The organism is Lysobacter brunescens (assembly GCF_042677005.1).
GTDB lineage: Bacteria > Pseudomonadota > Gammaproteobacteria > Xanthomonadales > Xanthomonadaceae > Lysobacter_I > Lysobacter_I brunescens.
This window is the reverse complement of the sequence record NZ_JBHTIF010000001.1, coordinates 1,631,444-1,649,368: the sequence shown is the minus strand read 5'-3', so window position 1 is coordinate 1,649,368 and position 17,925 is coordinate 1,631,444. Positions and strand designations below refer to the sequence as shown.

Annotated in this window: 14 protein-coding genes and 1 riboswitch; of the genes, 8 read left to right on the top strand and 6 right to left on the bottom strand. The window is 69.3% G+C overall.

The features are described from left to right. Positions 1-83: 83 nt before the first annotated feature. The 5 genes from ACFQ0E_RS07090 to ACFQ0E_RS07070 all read left to right on the top strand — a co-directional run bounded on the left by ACFQ0E_RS07090 (position 84) and on the right by ACFQ0E_RS07070 (position 6,826). Positions 84-380 carry a hypothetical protein gene (locus ACFQ0E_RS07090; protein WP_386822993.1) on the top strand — a complete coding sequence of 99 codons (297 nt, stop codon included), beginning with the start codon at positions 84-86 and terminating at the stop codon, positions 378-380. Between the two features lie 246 nt (positions 381-626). Beyond that, on the top strand, positions 627-2,009 hold the full coding sequence (locus ACFQ0E_RS07085) for an L-serine ammonia-lyase (protein WP_386822992.1): 1,383 nt from the start codon (positions 627-629) through the stop codon (positions 2,007-2,009). Between the two features lie 168 nt (positions 2,010-2,177). Continuing rightward, a complete protein-coding gene (locus ACFQ0E_RS07080) occupies positions 2,178-3,131 on the top strand; it encodes a carbon-nitrogen hydrolase family protein (protein ID WP_386822991.1) in 954 nt (317 codons plus the stop codon). 124 nt (positions 3,132-3,255) lie between these two features. Continuing rightward, entirely contained in the window at positions 3,256-5,439 is a 2,184-nt protein-coding gene (locus ACFQ0E_RS07075) for a putative bifunctional diguanylate cyclase/phosphodiesterase (protein ID WP_386822990.1), read from the top strand. 82 nt (positions 5,440-5,521) lie between these two features. Further along, the gene (locus ACFQ0E_RS07070) at positions 5,522-6,826 is read left to right on the top strand and encodes an alkaline phosphatase (protein WP_386822989.1); all 1,305 of its coding nucleotides are present in this window, start codon (positions 5,522-5,524) and stop codon (positions 6,824-6,826) included. A gap of 140 nt (positions 6,827-6,966) precedes the next feature. Here ACFQ0E_RS07070 and ACFQ0E_RS07065 read toward each other — a convergent pair whose 3' ends face one another. The 5 genes from ACFQ0E_RS07065 to ACFQ0E_RS07045 all read right to left on the bottom strand — a co-directional run bounded on the left by ACFQ0E_RS07065 (position 6,967) and on the right by ACFQ0E_RS07045 (position 13,076). Then, complete coding sequence (locus ACFQ0E_RS07065; protein ID WP_386822988.1) at positions 6,967-9,255, bottom strand: TonB-dependent receptor plug domain-containing protein; 2,289 nt, start codon at positions 9,253-9,255, stop codon at positions 6,967-6,969. Positions 9,256-9,369: 114 nt separating this feature from the next. Further along, positions 9,370-10,482 carry a homoserine dehydrogenase gene (locus ACFQ0E_RS07060; protein WP_386822987.1) on the bottom strand — a complete coding sequence of 371 codons (1,113 nt, stop codon included), beginning with the start codon at positions 10,480-10,482 and terminating at the stop codon, positions 9,370-9,372. Further along, entirely contained in the window at positions 10,479-11,711 is a 1,233-nt protein-coding gene (locus ACFQ0E_RS07055; RefSeq protein ID WP_386822986.1) for an O-succinylhomoserine (thiol)-lyase, read from the bottom strand. The genes ACFQ0E_RS07060 and ACFQ0E_RS07055 overlap by 4 nt, the downstream gene beginning before the upstream one ends. Next, entirely contained in the window at positions 11,708-12,748 is a 1,041-nt protein-coding gene (gene metX / locus ACFQ0E_RS07050) for a homoserine O-succinyltransferase MetX (RefSeq protein WP_386822985.1), read from the bottom strand. Before metX ends, ACFQ0E_RS07055 begins: the two co-directional genes overlap by 4 nt. Positions 12,749-12,836: 88 nt before the next feature. Beyond that, positions 12,837-12,967, bottom strand: a riboswitch (SAM riboswitch). After that, the gene (locus ACFQ0E_RS07045) at positions 12,948-13,076 is read right to left on the bottom strand and encodes a hypothetical protein (RefSeq protein WP_386822984.1); all 129 of its coding nucleotides are present in this window, start codon (positions 13,074-13,076) and stop codon (positions 12,948-12,950) included. It overlaps the preceding riboswitch by 20 nt. Here ACFQ0E_RS07045 and ACFQ0E_RS07040 point away from each other — a divergent pair. Together ACFQ0E_RS07040 and ACFQ0E_RS07035 are read left to right on the top strand one after the other, a co-directional pair. Beyond that, the gene (locus ACFQ0E_RS07040; protein ID WP_386822983.1) at positions 13,075-14,175 is read left to right on the top strand and encodes a phytase; all 1,101 of its coding nucleotides are present in this window, start codon (positions 13,075-13,077) and stop codon (positions 14,173-14,175) included. The genes ACFQ0E_RS07045 and ACFQ0E_RS07040 overlap by 2 nt on opposite strands. A 7-nt stretch (positions 14,176-14,182) precedes the next feature. Further along, positions 14,183-15,025, top strand: a complete 843-nt coding sequence (locus ACFQ0E_RS07035; protein ID WP_386822982.1) for a M23 family metallopeptidase — start codon at positions 14,183-14,185, stop codon at positions 15,023-15,025. Positions 15,026-15,453: 428 nt separating this feature from the next. On the opposite strand, the gene ACFQ0E_RS07030 is transcribed toward ACFQ0E_RS07035, so the two are convergent. Beyond that, positions 15,454-16,002: a DNA-3-methyladenine glycosylase I gene (locus tag ACFQ0E_RS07030; RefSeq protein WP_386822981.1), complete on the bottom strand. Its 549-nt coding sequence runs from the start codon at positions 16,000-16,002 to the stop codon at positions 15,454-15,456. Positions 16,003-16,242: 240 nt separating this feature from the next. On the opposite strand from ACFQ0E_RS07030, the gene ACFQ0E_RS07025 reads away from it, so the two are divergent. Further along, positions 16,243-17,847 (top strand): peptide chain release factor 3, encoded by a 1,605-nt coding sequence (locus ACFQ0E_RS07025; RefSeq protein WP_386824068.1) that lies wholly within the window; start codon positions 16,243-16,245, stop codon positions 17,845-17,847. Positions 17,848-17,925: the final 78 nt, after the last annotated feature.

Genomic DNA, 17,925 nt, shown 5'->3' with positions numbered 1-17,925 from the left:
CGGGCGCCCGGGGGACATGGGGCGGCCGGCGGATGCACCATGACCGTCCATGCCGCCATCCGGATCACACACAGGGGACATCGATGAAGGACACCGCACGCAAGCAGCGCCTGGTCACGAGCTACTGGACCAAGGACCTCGGCGCCTGGGCGGCCGCGCTCGGACTGGACACGCGCGGCGCACGCGATGCCGGGCTGCAGACCACCCGGGTCAAGCTGAAGCATCACCCGCGCCGGAATCCGGACTATCCCTATCGCGTCAGCCTCACCGCCAAGGTCACCGATCGCGCCAGGGCCATCGCCTTCATGAAGACGCAGGTGCCCATCGCGCAGAAGGTCGGCGTGCAGATGGCGTCGATCCGCAACCGCTGGTACGACTGACCGCGACACGCCGCCGTCGGCGACGCGCCCGGAACATACGGGCGCGCATGGCTTGTCCATGCCAAAAACGCATGAGACAGCCATCGACATGACGACCTAGAATATCGTCTACGTTTCGCCGGCACGCGGCCGACGTCCGGTCGCGGGTTCGGGACGCGGGACGGCGCGCGCGCCGCCCCATGCAGATCGACGCATTGCCCGGCTGCCCGCATCGGCCCGGCGGTCGTCCCGACGGAAGAGCATCCCGTGGCTGTCAGCACCTTCGACCTGTTCAAGATCGGTATCGGCCCCAGTTCCTCGCACACGGTGGGGCCGATGCGCGCCGCCGCGCGCTTCGTGGAACGCTGGCTGCAGGAAAACGGCGACCTCGCCCGCACCGGCCGCGTCCGCGCCGAGGTGTTCGGCTCGCTGGCCCTCACCGGGCGCGGCCACGGCACCGACAAGGCCGTGCTGATGGGCCTGGAAGGCCACTGGCCGAACCTGATCGACCCCGACGTCATCCCCGAAGCGCTGGCGCGCATTCGCACCACCAAGCGCATCCGCCTCGGCGGCGCGCACGAGATCGGCTTCGACGAGAAGCACGACCTCATCATGAACAAGCGCCAGAAGCTGCCCTATCACACCAACGGCATGCGCTTCACCGCCTTCGACACCGCAGGCGCCGAGATCGCGACGCGCGAGTACTACTCGGTCGGCGGCGGCTTCGTGGTGAACCAGGACGAAGCGGCCGAAGACCGCATCGTCGCCGACACCACCGAGCTGCCCTACCCGTTCCACAGCGGCGCCGAGCTGCTGCAGCAGTGCGAGACCCACGGCCTGAGCATCGCCGGCCTGATGTTCGCCAACGAACACGCCTGGCGCGAAGGCACCGCGATCCGCCAGGGCCTGCGCGAGATCTGGGACGCGATGCAGAGCTGCGTGCAGCGCGGCATCCGCGAAAGCGGCACCCTGCCCGGTGGCCTGCACGTGGCGCGCCGCGCACCGAGCCTGCACGCGGAACTCTCGACCAAGCCCGAGGCCGCGATGCGCGATCCGCTCACGGTGCTGGACTGGGTGAACCTCTACGCGCTCGCAGTGAACGAAGAGAACGCCGCCGGCGGACGCGTGGTCACCGCGCCGACCAACGGCGCCGCCGGGATCATTCCCTCGGTGCTGCACTACTACGACCGCTTCTGCCCCGGCGCGAACGAACAGGGCGTGTTCGACTTCCTGCTGACCGCCTCGGCGATCGGCATCCTCTACAAGGAGAACGCCTCGATCAGCGGCGCCGAAGTCGGCTGCCAGGGCGAAGTCGGCGTGGCCTGCTCGATGGCCGCCGCCGGCCTCACCGCCGCGCTCGGCGGCACGCCCGGGCAGGTCGAGAACGCCGCCGAGATCGGCATGGAGCACAACCTCGGCCTGACCTGCGACCCGATCGGCGGCCTCGTGCAGATCCCGTGCATCGAACGCAACGCGATGGGCGCGGTGAAGGCGATCAACGCCAGCCGCATGGCCCTGCGCGGCGACGGCAAGCACAAGGTCAGCCTCGACAAGGTCATCAAGACCATGCGCGACACCGGCCGCGACATGCAGGACAAGTACAAGGAAACCTCGCGCGGCGGCCTCGCGGTGAACGTGATCGAGTGCTGATGCACGCGATGTTCCGCTTCACGCAGGAGGGCCTTCAGGCCCGAGCTTTTTTTGCGTTGTGTGAAGAGCGGAAAAGCTCGGGCCTGAAGGCCCTCCTACAAAGCGGCCCTGCTACAAAGCTAATGGGTCCCCGCTACACTCGACGCGCCTCTTGGTCAGGAGTGTTCGATGTCCGACAACACCACCCTCCGCGTCGCCCTCGCCCAGATCGCGCCGGTGTGGCTCGATCGCGAGGCCACGACGCGGAAGATCGTCGCGGCGATCGACGACGCGGCATCGCAGGGCGCGAAGCTGGTGGTGTTCGGCGAGGCGCTGCTGCCGGGCTATCCGTTCTGGATCGAGCACACCGACGGCGCGCGCTTCGAGGACGACCTGCAGAAGTCGCTGTATGCGCACTACTGCGCACAGGCGGTGTCGGTGCCGCGCGGTGATCTCGATCCGATCCGCGAGGCCGCGCGACGCCAAGGCCTGTGGGTGGCGCTGGGCACGATCGAGCGCGCCGACGATCGCGGCGGGCACAGTCTGTACTGCAGCCTGATGCTGATCGACGACGCGGGCGCGCTGCGCAACGTGCACCGCAAGCTGATGCCGACCTACGAGGAACGGCTGGTCTGGTCGCCGGGCGACGGCGCCGGGCTGCGCACGTTCCCGATCGGACCGTTCACGATCGGCGCGCTCAACTGCTGGGAAAACTGGATGCCCCTGCCGCGCGCCGCGCTGTCCGCGCAGGGCGAGGACCTGCACCTGATGGTGTGGCCGGGCAGCCGGCGCAACACCGAGGACATCACCCGTTTCGTCGCGCGCGAAGGCCGCAGCTACGTGGTCAGCGTCGGCGCACCGATGCGCCGCGAGGACATCCCGGACAGCCATCCGCATGCCGACCTGCTGCGCGAACGCCTGCCGGCGGTCTGCGCCGACGGCGGCAGCGCGGTCGCCGGGCCCGATGGCCAGTGGCTGTTGCCGCCGCAGGAAGGCGAAGGCGTGTTCTGCGTCGACCTGGACCACGCCCGGGTCTACCGCGAGCGGCAGAACTTCGACCCGGTGGGGCATTACGCCCGCCCCGACGTCCTGCGCCTGTACCTGGACCGGACCCGCCAGGGCGTCTTGCGCATCGACGACTGATTCTGCGAGAGTCGGGGCTGGAACAGGCCCACCCTCGCCTGCGCGTGTCGCGCACTGCCGCGATCCGCATCTGGCGCCGGGATGGCAGCACGTCGGGACACGACACGACGAGGGGGGTGACAGGGTGCTGCGGCTCCTGTGGCTGTCGATGCTGTACCTGCTCGGGGCCTGGTTCGCCGGGGTGCTCATCCTTGCGCCCGATGAAGTGACTCTGTTCTGGCCGGCCTCCGGCGTGGCCTACGCCGCGGTACTGCGCTACGGCCCGCGCTGGTCTCTGTTCGTCGTGATCCCCATCCTGGTCAACCACGCGCTGTTCGCGCCGGTGCCCCTCCCCTTCCTGCCCTATTCGGTCGGCAGCAACATCGTCGCCGCGCTCGCGGGCTATCTGGTCAGCCACGCGGTGAGCGGCAACCCGACGCGGTTGAGCGTGCGCAGCGGCTTCGGCCTGACCTGCGGCGCGGTGGCCATGTCCGGGACCTCGGGGCTGATCGGCTCGCTCGGCCTGCTCGCCACGGGCATGACCGAGGCCAGCGATTTCGGGCACGCCTTCGCGCGCTGGACCATGGGCGACCTGCTCGGGATCATCTGCGTCGCACCGACGATGCTCTACCTCACCCACACCGGCCCGAGCGAAACCGCGCCCCGCCTCGATGGCCAGGACGCGCGCCGGGAAAAAGCACTCTGGCTGGCCTGCGCGATCGCGTCCGCCGGCATCTTCTACATCGCGGGCACCTACAGCGGCCTCTATTCGCTGGGCCTGGTCTCGCTGCCGCTGGCGCTGCTGCTGTGGAGCGCGGTGCGCTTCGAGGTACTGTGGACTCTCGTCGGCACGGGCATCGCGGTGCTGGTCATCACCTCGATCACCGCGCTGGGCATCGGCGCGTTCCGCTCGCCGCAGGATCCCTTCGATGTCGCCCTGCTGCTCGCCTTCATGTGCCTGTTCGCGAACGTGCCGCTGATGCTCGCCGCGTCGATCGCCGAACAGCGCGCGGCGACACGGCGCGCCCTGCTGCGCGCGGTGACCGACTCCGCCACCGGCCTGCCCAACCGCAGCGCCTTCGAGGAAGCGCTGCAGCGCCTCGCCGCACGCTCGGGCATCGAAGCGGGCCTGCTGTATCTCGACCTGGACCATCTCAGCCTGATCAACGACACCGTGGGCAGCGCCGCCGGCGATGCGCTGATCCAGGGCGCGGGCTCGCTGCTGCGCGCGACTGTGGACCGCAACGACGAGGTGTTCCGCATCGGCGGCGACGAGTTCGCGCTGCTGCTGCGCGGCTCGCACGCCCACGTGCTCGGCAGCGCCGAGCGCGTGCTGGGCGCGATCGAGGATTACCGCGTCGGCTGGCAGGGGCAGGCGCTGAACGCGACCGCCAGCATCGGCCTGGTGACCTTCGTCGGCGGCCACGGCGACCACACCCACCTGCTGTCGCAGGCCGACACCGCCTGCTTCACCGCGAAGGAACTCGGCGGCAACCGCATCTGCATCGCCAACCAGGAACCGGGCGAGCTGCAGGAGCGTACTGCGGCGATGCGCTGGGCGGTGCGCATCCGCGAGGCGCTGGATCGCGGGCTGTTCGAACTGGACTGCCAGTCGATCCAGCCGCTCGACGGCGACGACGGCCAGGGCCGCCATTTCGAACTGCTGCTGCGCATGCGCGACCCGGTGACCGGGCAGCGTCTGGCGCCGGGCGATTTCATTCCCGCCGCCGAACGCTTCCAGCTCGGCGTGCAGCTGGACCGCCACGTGATCGAACTGGCGCTCGGCTGGCTGGAAGCGCGACCGGCCGCCGCCGCCGAAGTGCACCTGTGCGCGATCAACCTCACCGCCGCGTCGATGGTCGACGAAGGCTTCCAGCGCTACGTGGTCGACCGCGTGCAGCGCAGCAGTGTGCCGGCGCGCAACCTCTGCTTCGAGATCACCGAGACCAGCGCGGTGCGCGACCTGGCGCGGGCGCAGGCGCTGATCACGCAGCTGCGCGCGCTGGGCTGCGCGTTCGCGCTCGACGACTTCGGCACCGGGTTCTGCTCGTTCAACTACCTGCGCACGCTGGACGTGGACTACTTCAAGATCGACGGCAGCTTCGTGCGCAACCTGCAGGATTCGCCGCTGTCCACCGCCGTGGTGCGCTCGATCACCGACATCGCCCATGTGCTGCGCAAGAAGACCATCGCCGAGCAGGTCGAAGACCAGGACACGATCGTCATGCTGCGCGCGCTCGGCGTCGACATGGCCCAGGGCTACGGCCTGCACCGGCCGGAACCGCTGGAACAGTATTTCGCACGGGATTACGTCACGCGCGCGCGATGAGCCTGCGGCAACCTCGCGGCGTCGCGACCCTGTCATCTGCGTGCGACATGCTTGCGGGTCGTCCTCCGCAACGGGTTTCCGCATGATCCGCACCTTTCTCGCGACGGCGCTCGCCCTCGCGCTGTCCCCGACCCTGCCGGCACTGGCCGCAGAGCCCACGCCGTCCTCGCCCGGCAGCGCCATCTTCCTGCACCCGGACGGCATGGGCGCGAACACCTGGGCAGCGGTGCGCCTGTTCAACGCCGGCCCCGACGGTCGCCTGGCCTGGGACCGCCTGCCGCGCCTGGCCATCTACGTCGGCCCCATGACAGACAGCGTCAATGCTTCGTCGAACGGCGGCGCAACCACCCATGCCTATGGCGTTCGCGCCACGCTGGACAGCTACGGCTGGGTGAAGAAGGGCCGGGTGCCGGTCGCTGCGTCCGGCAAGCGCATGAGCCTGATGCGCGAAGCCCAGGCCGCCGGCCGCAAGGTCGCGATCTTCAACTCCGCTCCGATGACCGAGCCCGGTACCGGCGCGTTCCTGGCGACGATCGAGGATCGCGATGACGAGGCGGGAATCGCCGCGCAGATTCTCGCCGCACGTCCCGACATCGCGCTCGGTGGCGGCGAGATGTTCTTCCTGCCGGCAGGCGTGCAGGGCCGACACGGTGTCGGCGTGCGCAAGGACCGCCGCAACCTGGTCGAGGAAGCGCGTCGCGCCGGTTATGCCGTCGTGTTCACCCGCGAGGAGCTGCTGGCGCTGCCGCGCGACGGTCGCCGCGTACTCGGGCTGTTCGCGCACGAGGCGACGTTCAACGAAGCCAACGAAGCGACGCTGGCCGCGCAGGGGCTGGCGCCGTTCCAGCCGCAGGCGCCGCGCTTCGACGAGATGCTCGGCTTCATCCTCGACCGCTTCCGCGACGCGCCCGAGGGCTATCTGGTCGTCGGCAACGAGGAGGCGACCGACAACCTGTCGGGCGAGAACAACACGCCCGGCGTGGTCGAAGCGGCGTCGGGTGCGGATCGCGCGATCGCGCTCGCGCTGGCGGAGGCCGGCAGGAATCCCGCGCTGACCGTAGTCGTGGCCTCGGATTCGGACAACGGTGCGATGAATCCCACCAGCGACGACCTCGACGACCCGAAGGACCTGCCGCGACCGCTGCCGACGAAGACGGCCGTGGGTTCGCCGCTCGACAGCGACGGCGGCCAGCCCTATCTCAGCGCACCGGACGCGCGCGGCGTGCGCCAGCCGTTCTACGTGACCTGGGCCTCGGACTCGGACAGCGCCGGCGGCACCGTGGCGCGCGGCATCGGCCCCGGCGCGGCGAAGATCGAAGGCACCATCGACTCCACCGCGATCTATCGCGCGCTCTACCTCGGCCTGTTCGGCCGCGACCTGCCCTGAGCACGTCGGCACCGCACCGTGCGAAGTCGCGGTGCGGTGCGAGGCAAAGAGCGCAACAGGGAGAGCGATGAAGAAAAGGGAGCGGCCGAGGCCGCTCCCTTTTTCGTTTCCCCTTTTTCGTTCACAGACTGCCGCGGCAATCAGAATTCGTAGCGCACCACCATCTGGTAGACGCGGCCGCCGGTCTCGCGCTCGATCTCGAACTCGTCATGCGACCTGTCCATCTGGTCCTGCACGGTGACGAATTTGTCGAATACTTCATCCTTCGAGGCGTTCAGCAGGTTCGATCCGGTCAGGCGCACCGTCCAGTGTTCGCCGAAGCGCTTCTCGACGAAGGCTTCGAGGTCCGCGCCGTACGAGGTGCGCACCTCTTCGCCGATGATGCGCCCGTACGCGCTGCCCTGGCGGCGATACGTGACGCCGAACGACATCTGCGGCGTCGGCAGCGACTGGACGAAGCCGACATTGAGCACGTTGCCGGACTGGCTGTTGAAGCGACGCGTGCCGAACAGGTCGCGGATCTCGCTGTCCAGCCAGGAGTAGTTGAGGAACACGCCGGTGTGCTCCATGCCGAACACGGTCAGCGGGGTCGACAGATCGAGTTCCACGCCCCAGACCTGGCCATCGCCGGCATTGCGCGGCTGCAGCACGAAGGTCCCCGGGCCTTCGTCGCCCTCGACACCGGTGTTGGCGATCTCGATCAGATCGCGCACGTCGCGATAGAACGCGTTCACGCCGATCACGCCGCGCTTGCCGAGACGACGCTCCCAGCCCAGGTCCAGGCCCCAGGCGGTTTCCGGACGCAGGTCGGGATTGCCCAGCAGGTCGTTGTCGCCGAGTTCGGCGAGCAGCAGGGCCGGAGTGATCTGGTCGAAGCCGGGGCGACGCATCGTGCGCGCGAGCGACAGGTTGATGCGCTGGTCGCCGTCGAGGTTCCAGCGCAGGTGCGCCGACGGCAGCAACTCGCCATGGCGCTGCTCGCTGCGACGCAGCGGCGCGGCGACGGTGCGGTCGTCGATGTCGGTCTGGGTGCGCTGGTAGCGCAGGCCGGCTTCCCACTCGAACGCACCCGCGTCGCCGTCGAGACGCACGTACGGCTCGATCCGGGTCTCGTCGATGGTGTTGAGCCCGCCCGGCAGCGGCAGGTAGGGACCGAAGGTGCCCGGGATCGTCGGACGGGGCGTCGGCGCATTCGGAATGGTGATGCGGTTGCGGTCGGTGGTGATCGAAGTCTCGCGCGACTTGCGCGTGTAGGTCGCACCGAAACGCAGCTGCGCTTCGCCGACCGGACGCGTGTGGCGCAGGTCCAGCGACAATTCGCGATCGTCGATCTCGGTGTAGGTGCGGTCGCCGGTATAGCGATCGTCCTCCGGGAAGGGATTCGCGTCACGGCGGTATTCGTACTCGTCCTCCAGCTCGAACTGGCGATCGTCGAAGCCCGACCACGCCAGGCGTACGCGCGTGTCGCCACCGGCCATGGCCCAGTCGTATTCGAGGCTGGCCGACCAGTTGTCGGTGCGGATGTCGAGGTCGTTGTCGTTGACGACCGACAGGTTCGCGTCGTTCTCGATGCCGGCGATGTACTCGAGCGAATCCTCGTCCTGCAGGCGGTCGGTCGACACGTAGAACAGGTCGATGCCCAGGCGGCCCGGGCCGAGTTCGACATCGTAGGCCGCATTGAAGGCATGGTCTTCGCCGCTGCGCACATCGGTCTGCACTTCGCTGTTGTCCAGCGCTTCGCCTGGCGCGGCGTAGCGGCGACTGTACTTGTCCTTCGGATTGCGCCTGCCCTGCGTGTTCACGCCGACCAGCAGGTCGCCGCCGAGCGCCTGCCCGCCCCAGACCGCGCCGAGCAGCGGCTCGGTCTGGCCATCGGCGTAGTGCAGCGCGCCGAAGCGCAGGTAGCCACCGTCGAGCGACCGGCCTTCGCGCAGCACGATGTTGAGCGAACCGGCGATGGCGTCGCCGCTGCGGTCGGCCGACGCGGAGCGCACGATCTCGATGCGCTCGACCAGTTCCGCCGGAATGCGGTCGACGAAGAACGAACGGTCGAAGCCGCCGCCCGGCACGCGCTCGCCGTTGATCAGGATCTGGGTGTAGCCCGGATCGAGACCGCGCAGGCGCACGCCGTCGTACTCCAGCACGTCGGACAGGAAGGCGACGCTCGGCACGCGCTTGAGCATGTCGCCGACGGTCAGCGGCTCGAACTGCTGGAAGTATTCGAGGTCGTAGGCCAGCGTGGCCGGCGCGTCGCTGCGATCGCGATAGACCGCTTCGCCGCGAACGACGATGGTGTCGAGGGCATCGGCCGCACCGTCGGGCGTGGCGGGCGTGGCGGGGACGGAGGTGGCGGACTGCGCGGCGGCCAGGGAAACGGCGGGCGCGAGGACGAGCCCGGCGAGGGCGCGGGCAAGACGAGTCTTTCTCATGGGTGCGTGCGGAGGTCGTGCGGGCAAGCCGCCAGTCTTCGCACCCTGCGTGAAACCGCTGTGACGGCGACATTGCAGCCAGAAGGCGCTGGCTGCACGCAGCTTGGCCCGCCATCAGCCCCGCGCCACGATCTCCAGCGCGTCGTCGAGCAGACCGGCGGCGGTGACGCCTGCGCCCGCGCCGGGACCCTGGATCACCAGCGGCTGGCGGTCGTAGCGATCGCTCCAGATCGCGACGCGGTTGTCGGTGCCCGCACCGCCCGCCAGCGGGTGGTCCGCCGGCAACGACTGCAGGCCGACGCGTGCGCGACCGTCTTCCAGGCGCGCGATGAAGCGCAGTTTCTCGCCACGCTTGTAGGCGTCGGCGAAGCGCTCGCGCATCGGCGCGTCGAGTTCGGGCAGCGCGGCATCGACGTCCGCCGCCGACAGCGCGGCCAGGGCCTGCGGCACCAGCGAATCGACCTCCACCGCTGCGCTGTCCAGGGCCACGCCGGCGGCGCGCGCGAGGATCAGGATCTTGCGGCGCACGTCCTCGCCGGACAGGTCGTCGCGCGGATCGGGCTCGGTGTAGCCGGCATCGCGCGCCTGGCGCACGAAGCCCGAGAACGGGCGCAGGCCGTCGTAATGATTGAACAGCCATGCGAGCGAACCGGAGAGCACGCCGGCGATGGCATGGATGCGGTCGCCGCCGGCCTGCAGGGCGCGGATCGAACGCAGCAGCGGCAGGCCCGCGCCGACGGTGGCGCTGTCGCCGTAGCGCGTGCCGCCCAGCGCGCAGGCTTCGCGGATCTCGTGCCAGCGCGCCAGCGACGTGCCCTGCCCGAGCTTGCAGGCGGTGACGACGTGGATGCCGTCGGCCAGCCAGGCCGCGTGGCGTTCGGTCACCGCTTCGCTGGCGGTGGCATCGATGACGATGCGCGTGCCCTGCGTGCCGAGCGCAACGGCCACGGCATCAAGCGACGGCGGCGCGTGCGATGCCACTCCCGACACCGCACGCGCTGCCGCCTCGGCCGTGGACGCCGGCCTGAACCCGAACCTCGAATTGGCCACGTAATGCAACGACAGGCGCTCGCCCAGCCGCGTGCCGTCCCAGCCCGCGAGCCGCGCCAGCACCGCGCTGCCGACGGTGCCGGTGCCGAGCAGCGCGATCCGCGCCGGCACGTCGGCCACGCGCGACTGCGGGCGCGCGGCGACACCGATGTGCGCGATGACGACCTCTCCGCTCACAGCACGACCTGTTTCGTACAGGGTTTTCGCGCATCGGCCACGGCCTGCGCACGCGCGAGGCCGGCGGCGATGTCGGCGACCAGATCATCCGCATGCTCGATGCCCACCGACAGGCGCACCAGGCCGTCGCCGATGCCGGCGGCGGCACGCGCTTCTGGGGTCATCGCCGCATGAGTCATCGTCGCCGGATGCGCGACCAGGCTCTCGACACCACCCAGCGATTCGGCCAGCGTGAAGTACTGCAGACCGTCGACGAAGGCACGCACGGCCTCCTCGCCGCCGTCCAGTTCCAGCGAGAGCATCGCGCCGAAGCCCTTCTGCTGGCGCGCGGCCAGCGCATGGCCCGGATGCGAGGCCAGGCCCGGATAGTGCAGCTTGCGCACCGCCGGATGGTCCTGCAGCAGCGCGATGAGCGCATGGGTGTTTTCCTGATGCACGCGCAAGCGCGCGTCGAGCGTGCGCAGGCCGCGCAGCGTCAGGAAGCTGTCGAACGGCGAACCGGTCAGGCCCAGCGCGTTCGCCCACCACACCAGTTGCTGGTGCTGCTCCGCATCCTTGGCGACGACCGCACCGCCGACCACGTCGCTGTGGCCGTTGATGTACTTGGTGGTCGAATGGATGACGTAATCGGCGCCGAATTCGATCGGGCGCTGCAGCGCCGGGGACAGGAAGGTGTTGTCGACGACCACGCGCGCACCGGCCGCGTGCGCGGCCTCGATCACGAAGCGCAGGTCGGTGATGCGCAGCAGCGGGTTCGACGGGGTTTCGATCCACACCACCGCCGGCTTCAGCGCCAGCGCATCGGCCAGCGCGCGCGGATCGGTCAGGTCGACCGTCGACAGCTCGAACGCACCCTTGTTCGCCAGCGCGTTGAACAGGCGCCAGCTGCCGCCGTACGCGTCGTGCGGCACGACCAGGCGCTCGCCCTGCTTGAGCAGCGCGTGCAGCAGCAGGGTGATCGCGGACATGCCGGTGGAGGTGACCACGCCACCTGCGCCGCCTTCCAGTTCCGCCAGCGCTTCGCCGAGCAGGTCGCGCGTGGGATTGCCGCTGCGCGTGTAGTCGTACTTCCGCTTCTCGCCGAAGCCGGCGAAGCTGAAGTTCGACGAGAGCACGATCGGCGGCGTCACCGCACCGTAGGCCGTGTCGCTGTCGATGCCGGCGCGCACCGCGCGGGTCGCCGATTGCGGCTCGCCGCCGTTGAAAGGTCCATTCAGGGTCGCGCTCATGCCACGTCTCCACACACGTCTTCGAGGGATTTGCCGAGGATGTCCGCGATCTCGCGCGGCTCGGTCAGGAAAGCGTCGTGCCCGTACTTCGAGCGCAACACACGGATTTCGCCGCGCGGCAGGCCTTCGGCCAGCGCGAAGAGGTCGTCCAGCGGCACCAGGCGATCCTCGACGATCGCGACCACGGTGGTCGGCACGCGCACTTCGCGCGGATCCACGCGATGCAGGTCGATCGATTCGGACAGGCGCAGGAAGGCCGTGGGCGAGGTGCGCGCGACCCAGGTCGCGGCGCAGTGTTCGAGGTAATCCTGGGCGGCCACGCGCGCGCGGCCGTGGACCAGCTGCGGCGCGGCGTCGAAGCGCTCGGCGAATTCGTTCGGCGTGCGGTAGCTCAGCATCGCGAGCTGGCGGGCGAGCGCGAGGCCCTGGCCCTCGTCACACTGCAGCTGGCCCAGCGCCACGGCCTGGCGCTGCAGCGCGCGCCACGCGCTGGCGTAGGGATGCGCGCGGTGCGCACCGCTGATCGCGACGAGGCGGCGCACGCGCTGCGGATGGCGCGCGGCGAACTGCAGGCCGACCATCGCGCCGTAGGAACTGCCGATGAAGGCGGCAGCCTTCGCCACGCCCAGCGCGTCGAGCACCGCCGCGATGGCGTCGGCCTGGTCGGCGCTGTCGATGGCCACGTCGAGGCTGCCGTCGGCACCGAGCCAGTCGATCGACAGCAGGCGGAAGCGGCGCGCATCCAGGCCGCTGCCGCTCTGGTTCTGCCACCAGCCGTTCTCGGGGAAGTCGTGGCTGGCGATGGCGTGGCGATGCGCGGAAATGCCGCCGGCCACGATCAGCAGCGGCGCGTCGACCGGGCCGACCACTTCCCAGGCGATGTCCACGTCGCGCTCGCCGGCATGGCGCATCGACAGCGTCGCGCGCAGCTGGCCACGAATGGCGCGCGGGGCGGACGGCACGTCGGCGACATGGGGCACGTACCGACAGGCGTCGGCGACGGGCTCGGCGAGGGCGGGGGTGGCGGCGAAGGACATGGCGCGGTCTCCGTGGATGGGGCCATCAGAGGCCGCGGGGAGACCGGAGAGTCGTTGTCGACGACGGTCCCGACGGGACCGTCACGCACAACCATCTTCACGGCGGACACAGGGTCCCCGCAGGAATTGGCACCTTCATAGTCCCGTCCGCGTCGCGGTCGGTACCAACAGGTTGCCCCGGCTTCAAAGGGCCTGTCCCTCAGCCGGTCTTGATGGATGCGCACAGGATAGCGCTGCGCCGCAGCATGTCAATCGCTTCATCCGCATAGAACGATATTTCATAAGCCGCTGTCCATCCGCGCCCCTGTTCGTCGATACTCGTGGACATGCCTACGACCCACCGCAGCTTCATCGCGGCCGGCCTGCTCCTCTGCGCGACAGGATTCGCCGCAGCCGGCCCCGCCACAGCACCGCGCACCGCCACCGCGCCCCATTCCGCACCGATCGTCGTGACCGAGGCGTATGTCTCGCCCGAATCGCCCGGCGACGAACTGGACTCCCTCGCGACCTGGCGCCATCCCGACGGACGGACCTGGCTGATCGCCACCGCCAAGTCCAGCCACCAGCTCGTCGTCTTCGACGCCGATACCGGCGAGCGCCTCCGCGCGGTCGGCGACAAGGGCAGCCTGCCCGGCCAGTTCAAGCGCCCCAACGGCATCGCCGTGCTCGGCGACCGCCTGTTCGTGGTCGAACGCGACAACCGCCGCATCCAGGTGCTGTCGCTGCCGGACTTCGCCCCGGTCGCCAGCTTCGGCGGAGACGAACTGCGCGCGCCCTACGGCCTGTGGCTCAATCCCGATGCCGACGGCGGCGGCGCCGATCTCTACGTCACCGACAGCTTCATGTACGGCGAGCGCTTCGACAAACTGCCGCCGATGGCGGAGCTGGACCAGCGCGTGCGCCGCTACCGACTGACGTTCGACGCGAACAGCAGCGTGCGCGCCGAAGCCCGCGGCCACTTCGGCGACACCGGAGAGCGCGACGCGCTGCGCATCGTCGAGTCCATCGCCGGCGATCCGGCGCACAACCGCCTGCTGATCGCAGACGAATACCACCCGAAATCGACGCTGCGCGAATACACGCTCGCGGGCAAGGCGACCGGCCGGCAGCTGCCCGAGGACACCTTCTCGTTCGAGGCCGAAGGCGTCGCGCTGTGGAGCTGCCGTCGCGGCAAGGGCTACTGGGTGTCCGTCGACCAGTTGGCGCCGCTGACGGTCTTCCATGTCTTCGACCGCAAGACGCTGAGGCGGGTGGGCAGCATCACCGGCCGCACGGTCGCGACCACCGACGGCATCGCGCTGCGCAGCGAAGGCAACACCCGGTTCCCCAGCGGCGCTTTGTACGCCGTGCATGCCGACAAGTCGGTCGCAGCGTTCGACCTGCGCGACGTGATCGCCGCGCTCAAGCTCGACCGCAACTGCCGCTGATCCCCGCATGCGTGCCGCCAGCGCCATCCTGACGGGACTGCTGGGGGCGCTCGTTTCCTTCGCCTGCGTCGCCGCGCAGGCGGACGACGATGACGCGCGCGTCTTCCTGCGCCTGAGCGACACCGGCGACGGCGTGGAAGCCCGCGCCGACAACCGCCTGGCCGGGCCGGTCGAAGTGCTGCTGTCGGCCCCCGAGGGCCGACGCGCGCCGGCGGCGGTGCCTGCCCTGCCCGCACGCGCCGTGCTGCCCGCCTACGACCGCCGCGTGATCACCCGCCTGCAAACCATGCCCGCCACGGCACTGCAGCTGCGCATGGTGCCGGGCTCGCCCAACGCGAAGCCGCGCGATGTCGAATACGGCTATCCGCTCGGCACGCGCGAACTGCACATCACGCAAAGCTGGGGCGGCCAGCACAGCCATCGCGATGCCGAGAACCGGCACGCCGTGGATTTCGCGGTCGACGAAGGCACGCCCGTGCTCGCCGCACGCGCCGGCACCGTGATGGACATCGAAAGCGGCTTCGACGCGACCGGCCGCAGCGCCACCGATGCCGGCCGCGCAAACTACGTCCGCATCCTCCACGACGACGGCACGATGGCGCTGTACGCACATCTCAGGCAGGACGGTGTGCGCGTGCGGATCGGCCAGCCCGTGCGCCGTGGCGACGCCATCGGCCTGTCCGGCAACACCGGCTTCAGCGCCGGCCCGCACCTGCACTTCGTGGTGCAGGTCAATCGCGGCCTGTCACTCGAATCGATCCCGTTCCGCATGTTCGGCCCGCAGGGGATTTTGCGGTTCAGCGAGGCGGTGACGACACCCGCACAAACGTCCGGCGACGCCGCGCAATAGGGGCTGATTCATCGCACCGGCTTTTCATGCCGGCGATGCAGACGGCGGGCGCATCCTGTCGCCTGAATTAACCCGAGCCGTGAAGCGGCTTCGGCCTGAGTGGATTGTCAGCCCCCGACATAGCGAGACCGCAACAGTGGAAGGCCGGTTTCTTGCGAGAAGGCGAGACTGACGTGGCCGGACGACATACCCCCGTGGCTGTAGCGCGCTACGAACACAGAGGATGCCGATGAGTCCAGCGAGGAACCGACCAAGCGCGAGAACGTCTCCTCGATCAACGCACTGAACTGCGCCTCCGTTGGCGGGAGAGGAACATCGGAGAGCACCGATGCCATCTCCTCCCACAGATACGGATCGCCCCGGAATCCCCATTGGGCCGGTTCTGGCTTGAAAAGATCAGAGATGCGCTGGACTACTGCCATAGGGGCCTATCTCATCCACACCGGCTTCAGCTTCGCGATCCGCTTGAACGCCGGGCAATCCGCGCGGTGCGCGCCGGGCAGGTAGCCGAGACTCATCAGGAACTCGCCGACGATCTCGCCGCCGGTGAAGCGGAAGGTCTTGCCGAACAGCTTCACCCAGGCGGCCTTGTCGCGCGGCGCACCGTCGAGCAGGACGTGGGCGTCGAGCCAATCGGCGAAGCCGCCGTGGGAGTCGCGGAAGGTTTGGATCACCTGAGCGTTGTGGATCGCCGCGTTCACCTTCAGCCGGTTGCGGATGATCCCGGCGTCGGCCAGCAGGCGCAGCCGATCCTCTTCGCCATAGGCGGCCACCGTGTCGACATCGAACCCGTCGTAGGCGAGGCGGAAGCCCTCGCGCTTCTTCAGGATGGTCTCCCAGCTCAGCCCGGCCTGGTTGATCTCCAGGATCAGGCGCTCGAACAGGGCGGCCTCGTCGCGGGTCGGCACCCCGTACTCGTGGTCGTGGTAGGGCCCGTGGACGGGGTGGCCGGGGGCGAAGTCGCAGTAGGTGCTCATCCGGACAGGATACTGCCGCCTGCTGACAGCCCGTGTCCGTAGAGCGGAGCTTGCTCCGCTCCGACCCTTCAGGAGCCTGGGGAGCGGAGCAAGCTCCGCTCTACGGGTGCCCGGAGGGTGGTCGCCCCCACCCCAACCCTCCCCCCGCACGCGGGGGAGGGAGCAGGCAACCGCTATAATCCCGCCCTTCCCTTCGCTCCCCGGGCGCCCCACAGCGCCGATCCCGCCATGTCCGAAGTCCTGACCGAAGTCGCCCGCGAGGCCGCCCGCCGCCGCACGTTCGCGATCATTTCCCATCCCGACGCCGGCAAGACCACGCTGACCGAGAAGCTGCTGCTATTCGGCGGCGCGATCCAGATGGCCGGCTCGGTCAAGGGCCGCAAGGCCGCCCGGCATGCCACCTCGGACTGGATGGCGCTGGAAAAGGAGCGCGGCATCTCGGTCACCTCCTCGGTGATGCAGTTCCCGTACGAAGGCCGGATCGTCAACCTGCTCGACACCCCCGGCCACGCCGACTTCGGCGAAGACACCTACCGCGTGCTCACCGCCGTGGACTCGGCGCTGATGGTCATCGACGTCGCGAAGGGCGTCGAGGAGCGCACGATCAAGCTGATGGAGGTGTGCCGCCTGCGCGATACGCCGATCATGACCTTCATCAACAAGCTCGACCGCGAAGGCAAGGATCCGATCGACCTGCTCGACGAGATCGAGTCCGTGCTCGGCATCCAGTGCGCGCCGGTGACCTGGCCGATCGGCATGGGCCAGCGGCTCAAGGGCGTGGTCCACCTGGTCAGCGGCGAAGTGCATCTGTACGAACCCGGCCGCAACTTCACCCGCCAGGATTCGACGATCTTCGCCTCGCTGGACGCACCCGGCGTGGAGGAGCGCATCGGCGCGGAGATGCTGGCCGAGCTGCGCGACCAGCTGGAGCTGGTGCAGGGCGCCAGCCATCCCTTCGACCGCGAGGCCTACCTCGCCGGCAAGCAGGCGCCGGTGTTCTTCGGCTCCGGCGTCAACAATTTCGGCGTGCAACCGCTGCTCGATTTCTTCGTCGAACACGCGCCCGCGCCGCGCCCGCGCGCGACCACCGGCCGCGATGTCGCTGCCGACGAAGCGAAGCTCACCGGCTTCGTGTTCAAGATCCAGGCCAACATGGACCCGATGCACCGCGACCGCGTCGCGTTCATGCGCATCTGTTCGGGCAAGTTCGAGGCCGGCATGAAGGCCTTCCATCCGCGCACCGGCAAGGAGATCAAGCTCGCCAATGCGCTGACCTTCATGGCCAGCGATCGAGAGATCGCGGAAAGCGCGTTTCCCGGCGACGTGATCGGCATCCACAACCACGGCACCATCTCGATCGGCGACAGCTTCACCGAAGGCGAGAACCTGTCGTTCACCGGCATCCCGAACTTCGCGCCCGAACTCTTCCGCCGCGCGCGCCTGCGCGATCCGCTCAAGCTCAAGCAGCTGCAGAAGGGCCTGGCGCAGCTCTCCGAGGAAGGCGCGACCCAGTTCTTCCGTCCGCTGATGAGCAACGACCTGATCCTCGGCGCGGTCGGCGTGCTGCAGTTCGACGTGGTGGCCTACCGGCTGAAGGACGAATATGGCGTCGACGCCTCGTTCGAGCAGGTCCAGGTCGCCACCGCGCGCTGGATCCGCTGCGACGACGCGAAGAAGCTGGAGGAATTCCGCGACAAGAACGCGATGAACCTCGCGCTCGACGCCGCCGGCCAACTGGTCTACCTCGCCCCGACCCGGGTCAATCTGCAGCTCGCCCAGGAGCGCGCCCCGGCGGTGACCTTCCTGGCCACCCGCGAGCACGCGCACGCGGTGAGCATCGACTGACCCGCCCTGCCCCGCCACGGCTTCACGCCCGCACGCAGCTTCGGCTACCTTAGTGGCGCTCCGTTCCCGGGGCACACT

Excerpts from the sequence above, each read along its gene's own strand:
- ACFQ0E_RS07055 (WP_386822986.1), bottom strand. The coding sequence starts at position 11,711 with ATGAGCGCGACCCTGAATGGACCTTTCAACGGCGGCGAGCCGCAATCG.
- ACFQ0E_RS07040 (WP_386822983.1), top strand. The coding sequence starts at position 13,075 with ATGCCTACGACCCACCGCAGCTTCATCGCGGCCGGCCTGCTCCTCTGC.
- ACFQ0E_RS07035 (WP_386822982.1), top strand. The coding sequence starts at position 14,183 with ATGCGTGCCGCCAGCGCCATCCTGACGGGACTGCTGGGGGCGCTCGTT.
- ACFQ0E_RS07090 (WP_386822993.1), top strand. The coding sequence starts at position 84 with ATGAAGGACACCGCACGCAAGCAGCGCCTGGTCACGAGCTACTGGACC.
- metX (WP_386822985.1), bottom strand. The coding sequence starts at position 12,748 with ATGTCCTTCGCCGCCACCCCCGCCCTCGCCGAGCCCGTCGCCGACGCC.
- ACFQ0E_RS07070 (WP_386822989.1), top strand. The coding sequence starts at position 5,522 with ATGATCCGCACCTTTCTCGCGACGGCGCTCGCCCTCGCGCTGTCCCCG.
- ACFQ0E_RS07080 (WP_386822991.1), top strand. The coding sequence starts at position 2,178 with ATGTCCGACAACACCACCCTCCGCGTCGCCCTCGCCCAGATCGCGCCG.
- ACFQ0E_RS07030 (WP_386822981.1), bottom strand. The coding sequence starts at position 16,002 with ATGAGCACCTACTGCGACTTCGCCCCCGGCCACCCCGTCCACGGGCCC.
- ACFQ0E_RS07045 (WP_386822984.1), bottom strand. The coding sequence starts at position 13,076 with ATGTCCACGAGTATCGACGAACAGGGGCGCGGATGGACAGCGGCTTAT.
- ACFQ0E_RS07065 (WP_386822988.1), bottom strand. The coding sequence starts at position 9,255 with ATGAGAAAGACTCGTCTTGCCCGCGCCCTCGCCGGGCTCGTCCTCGCG.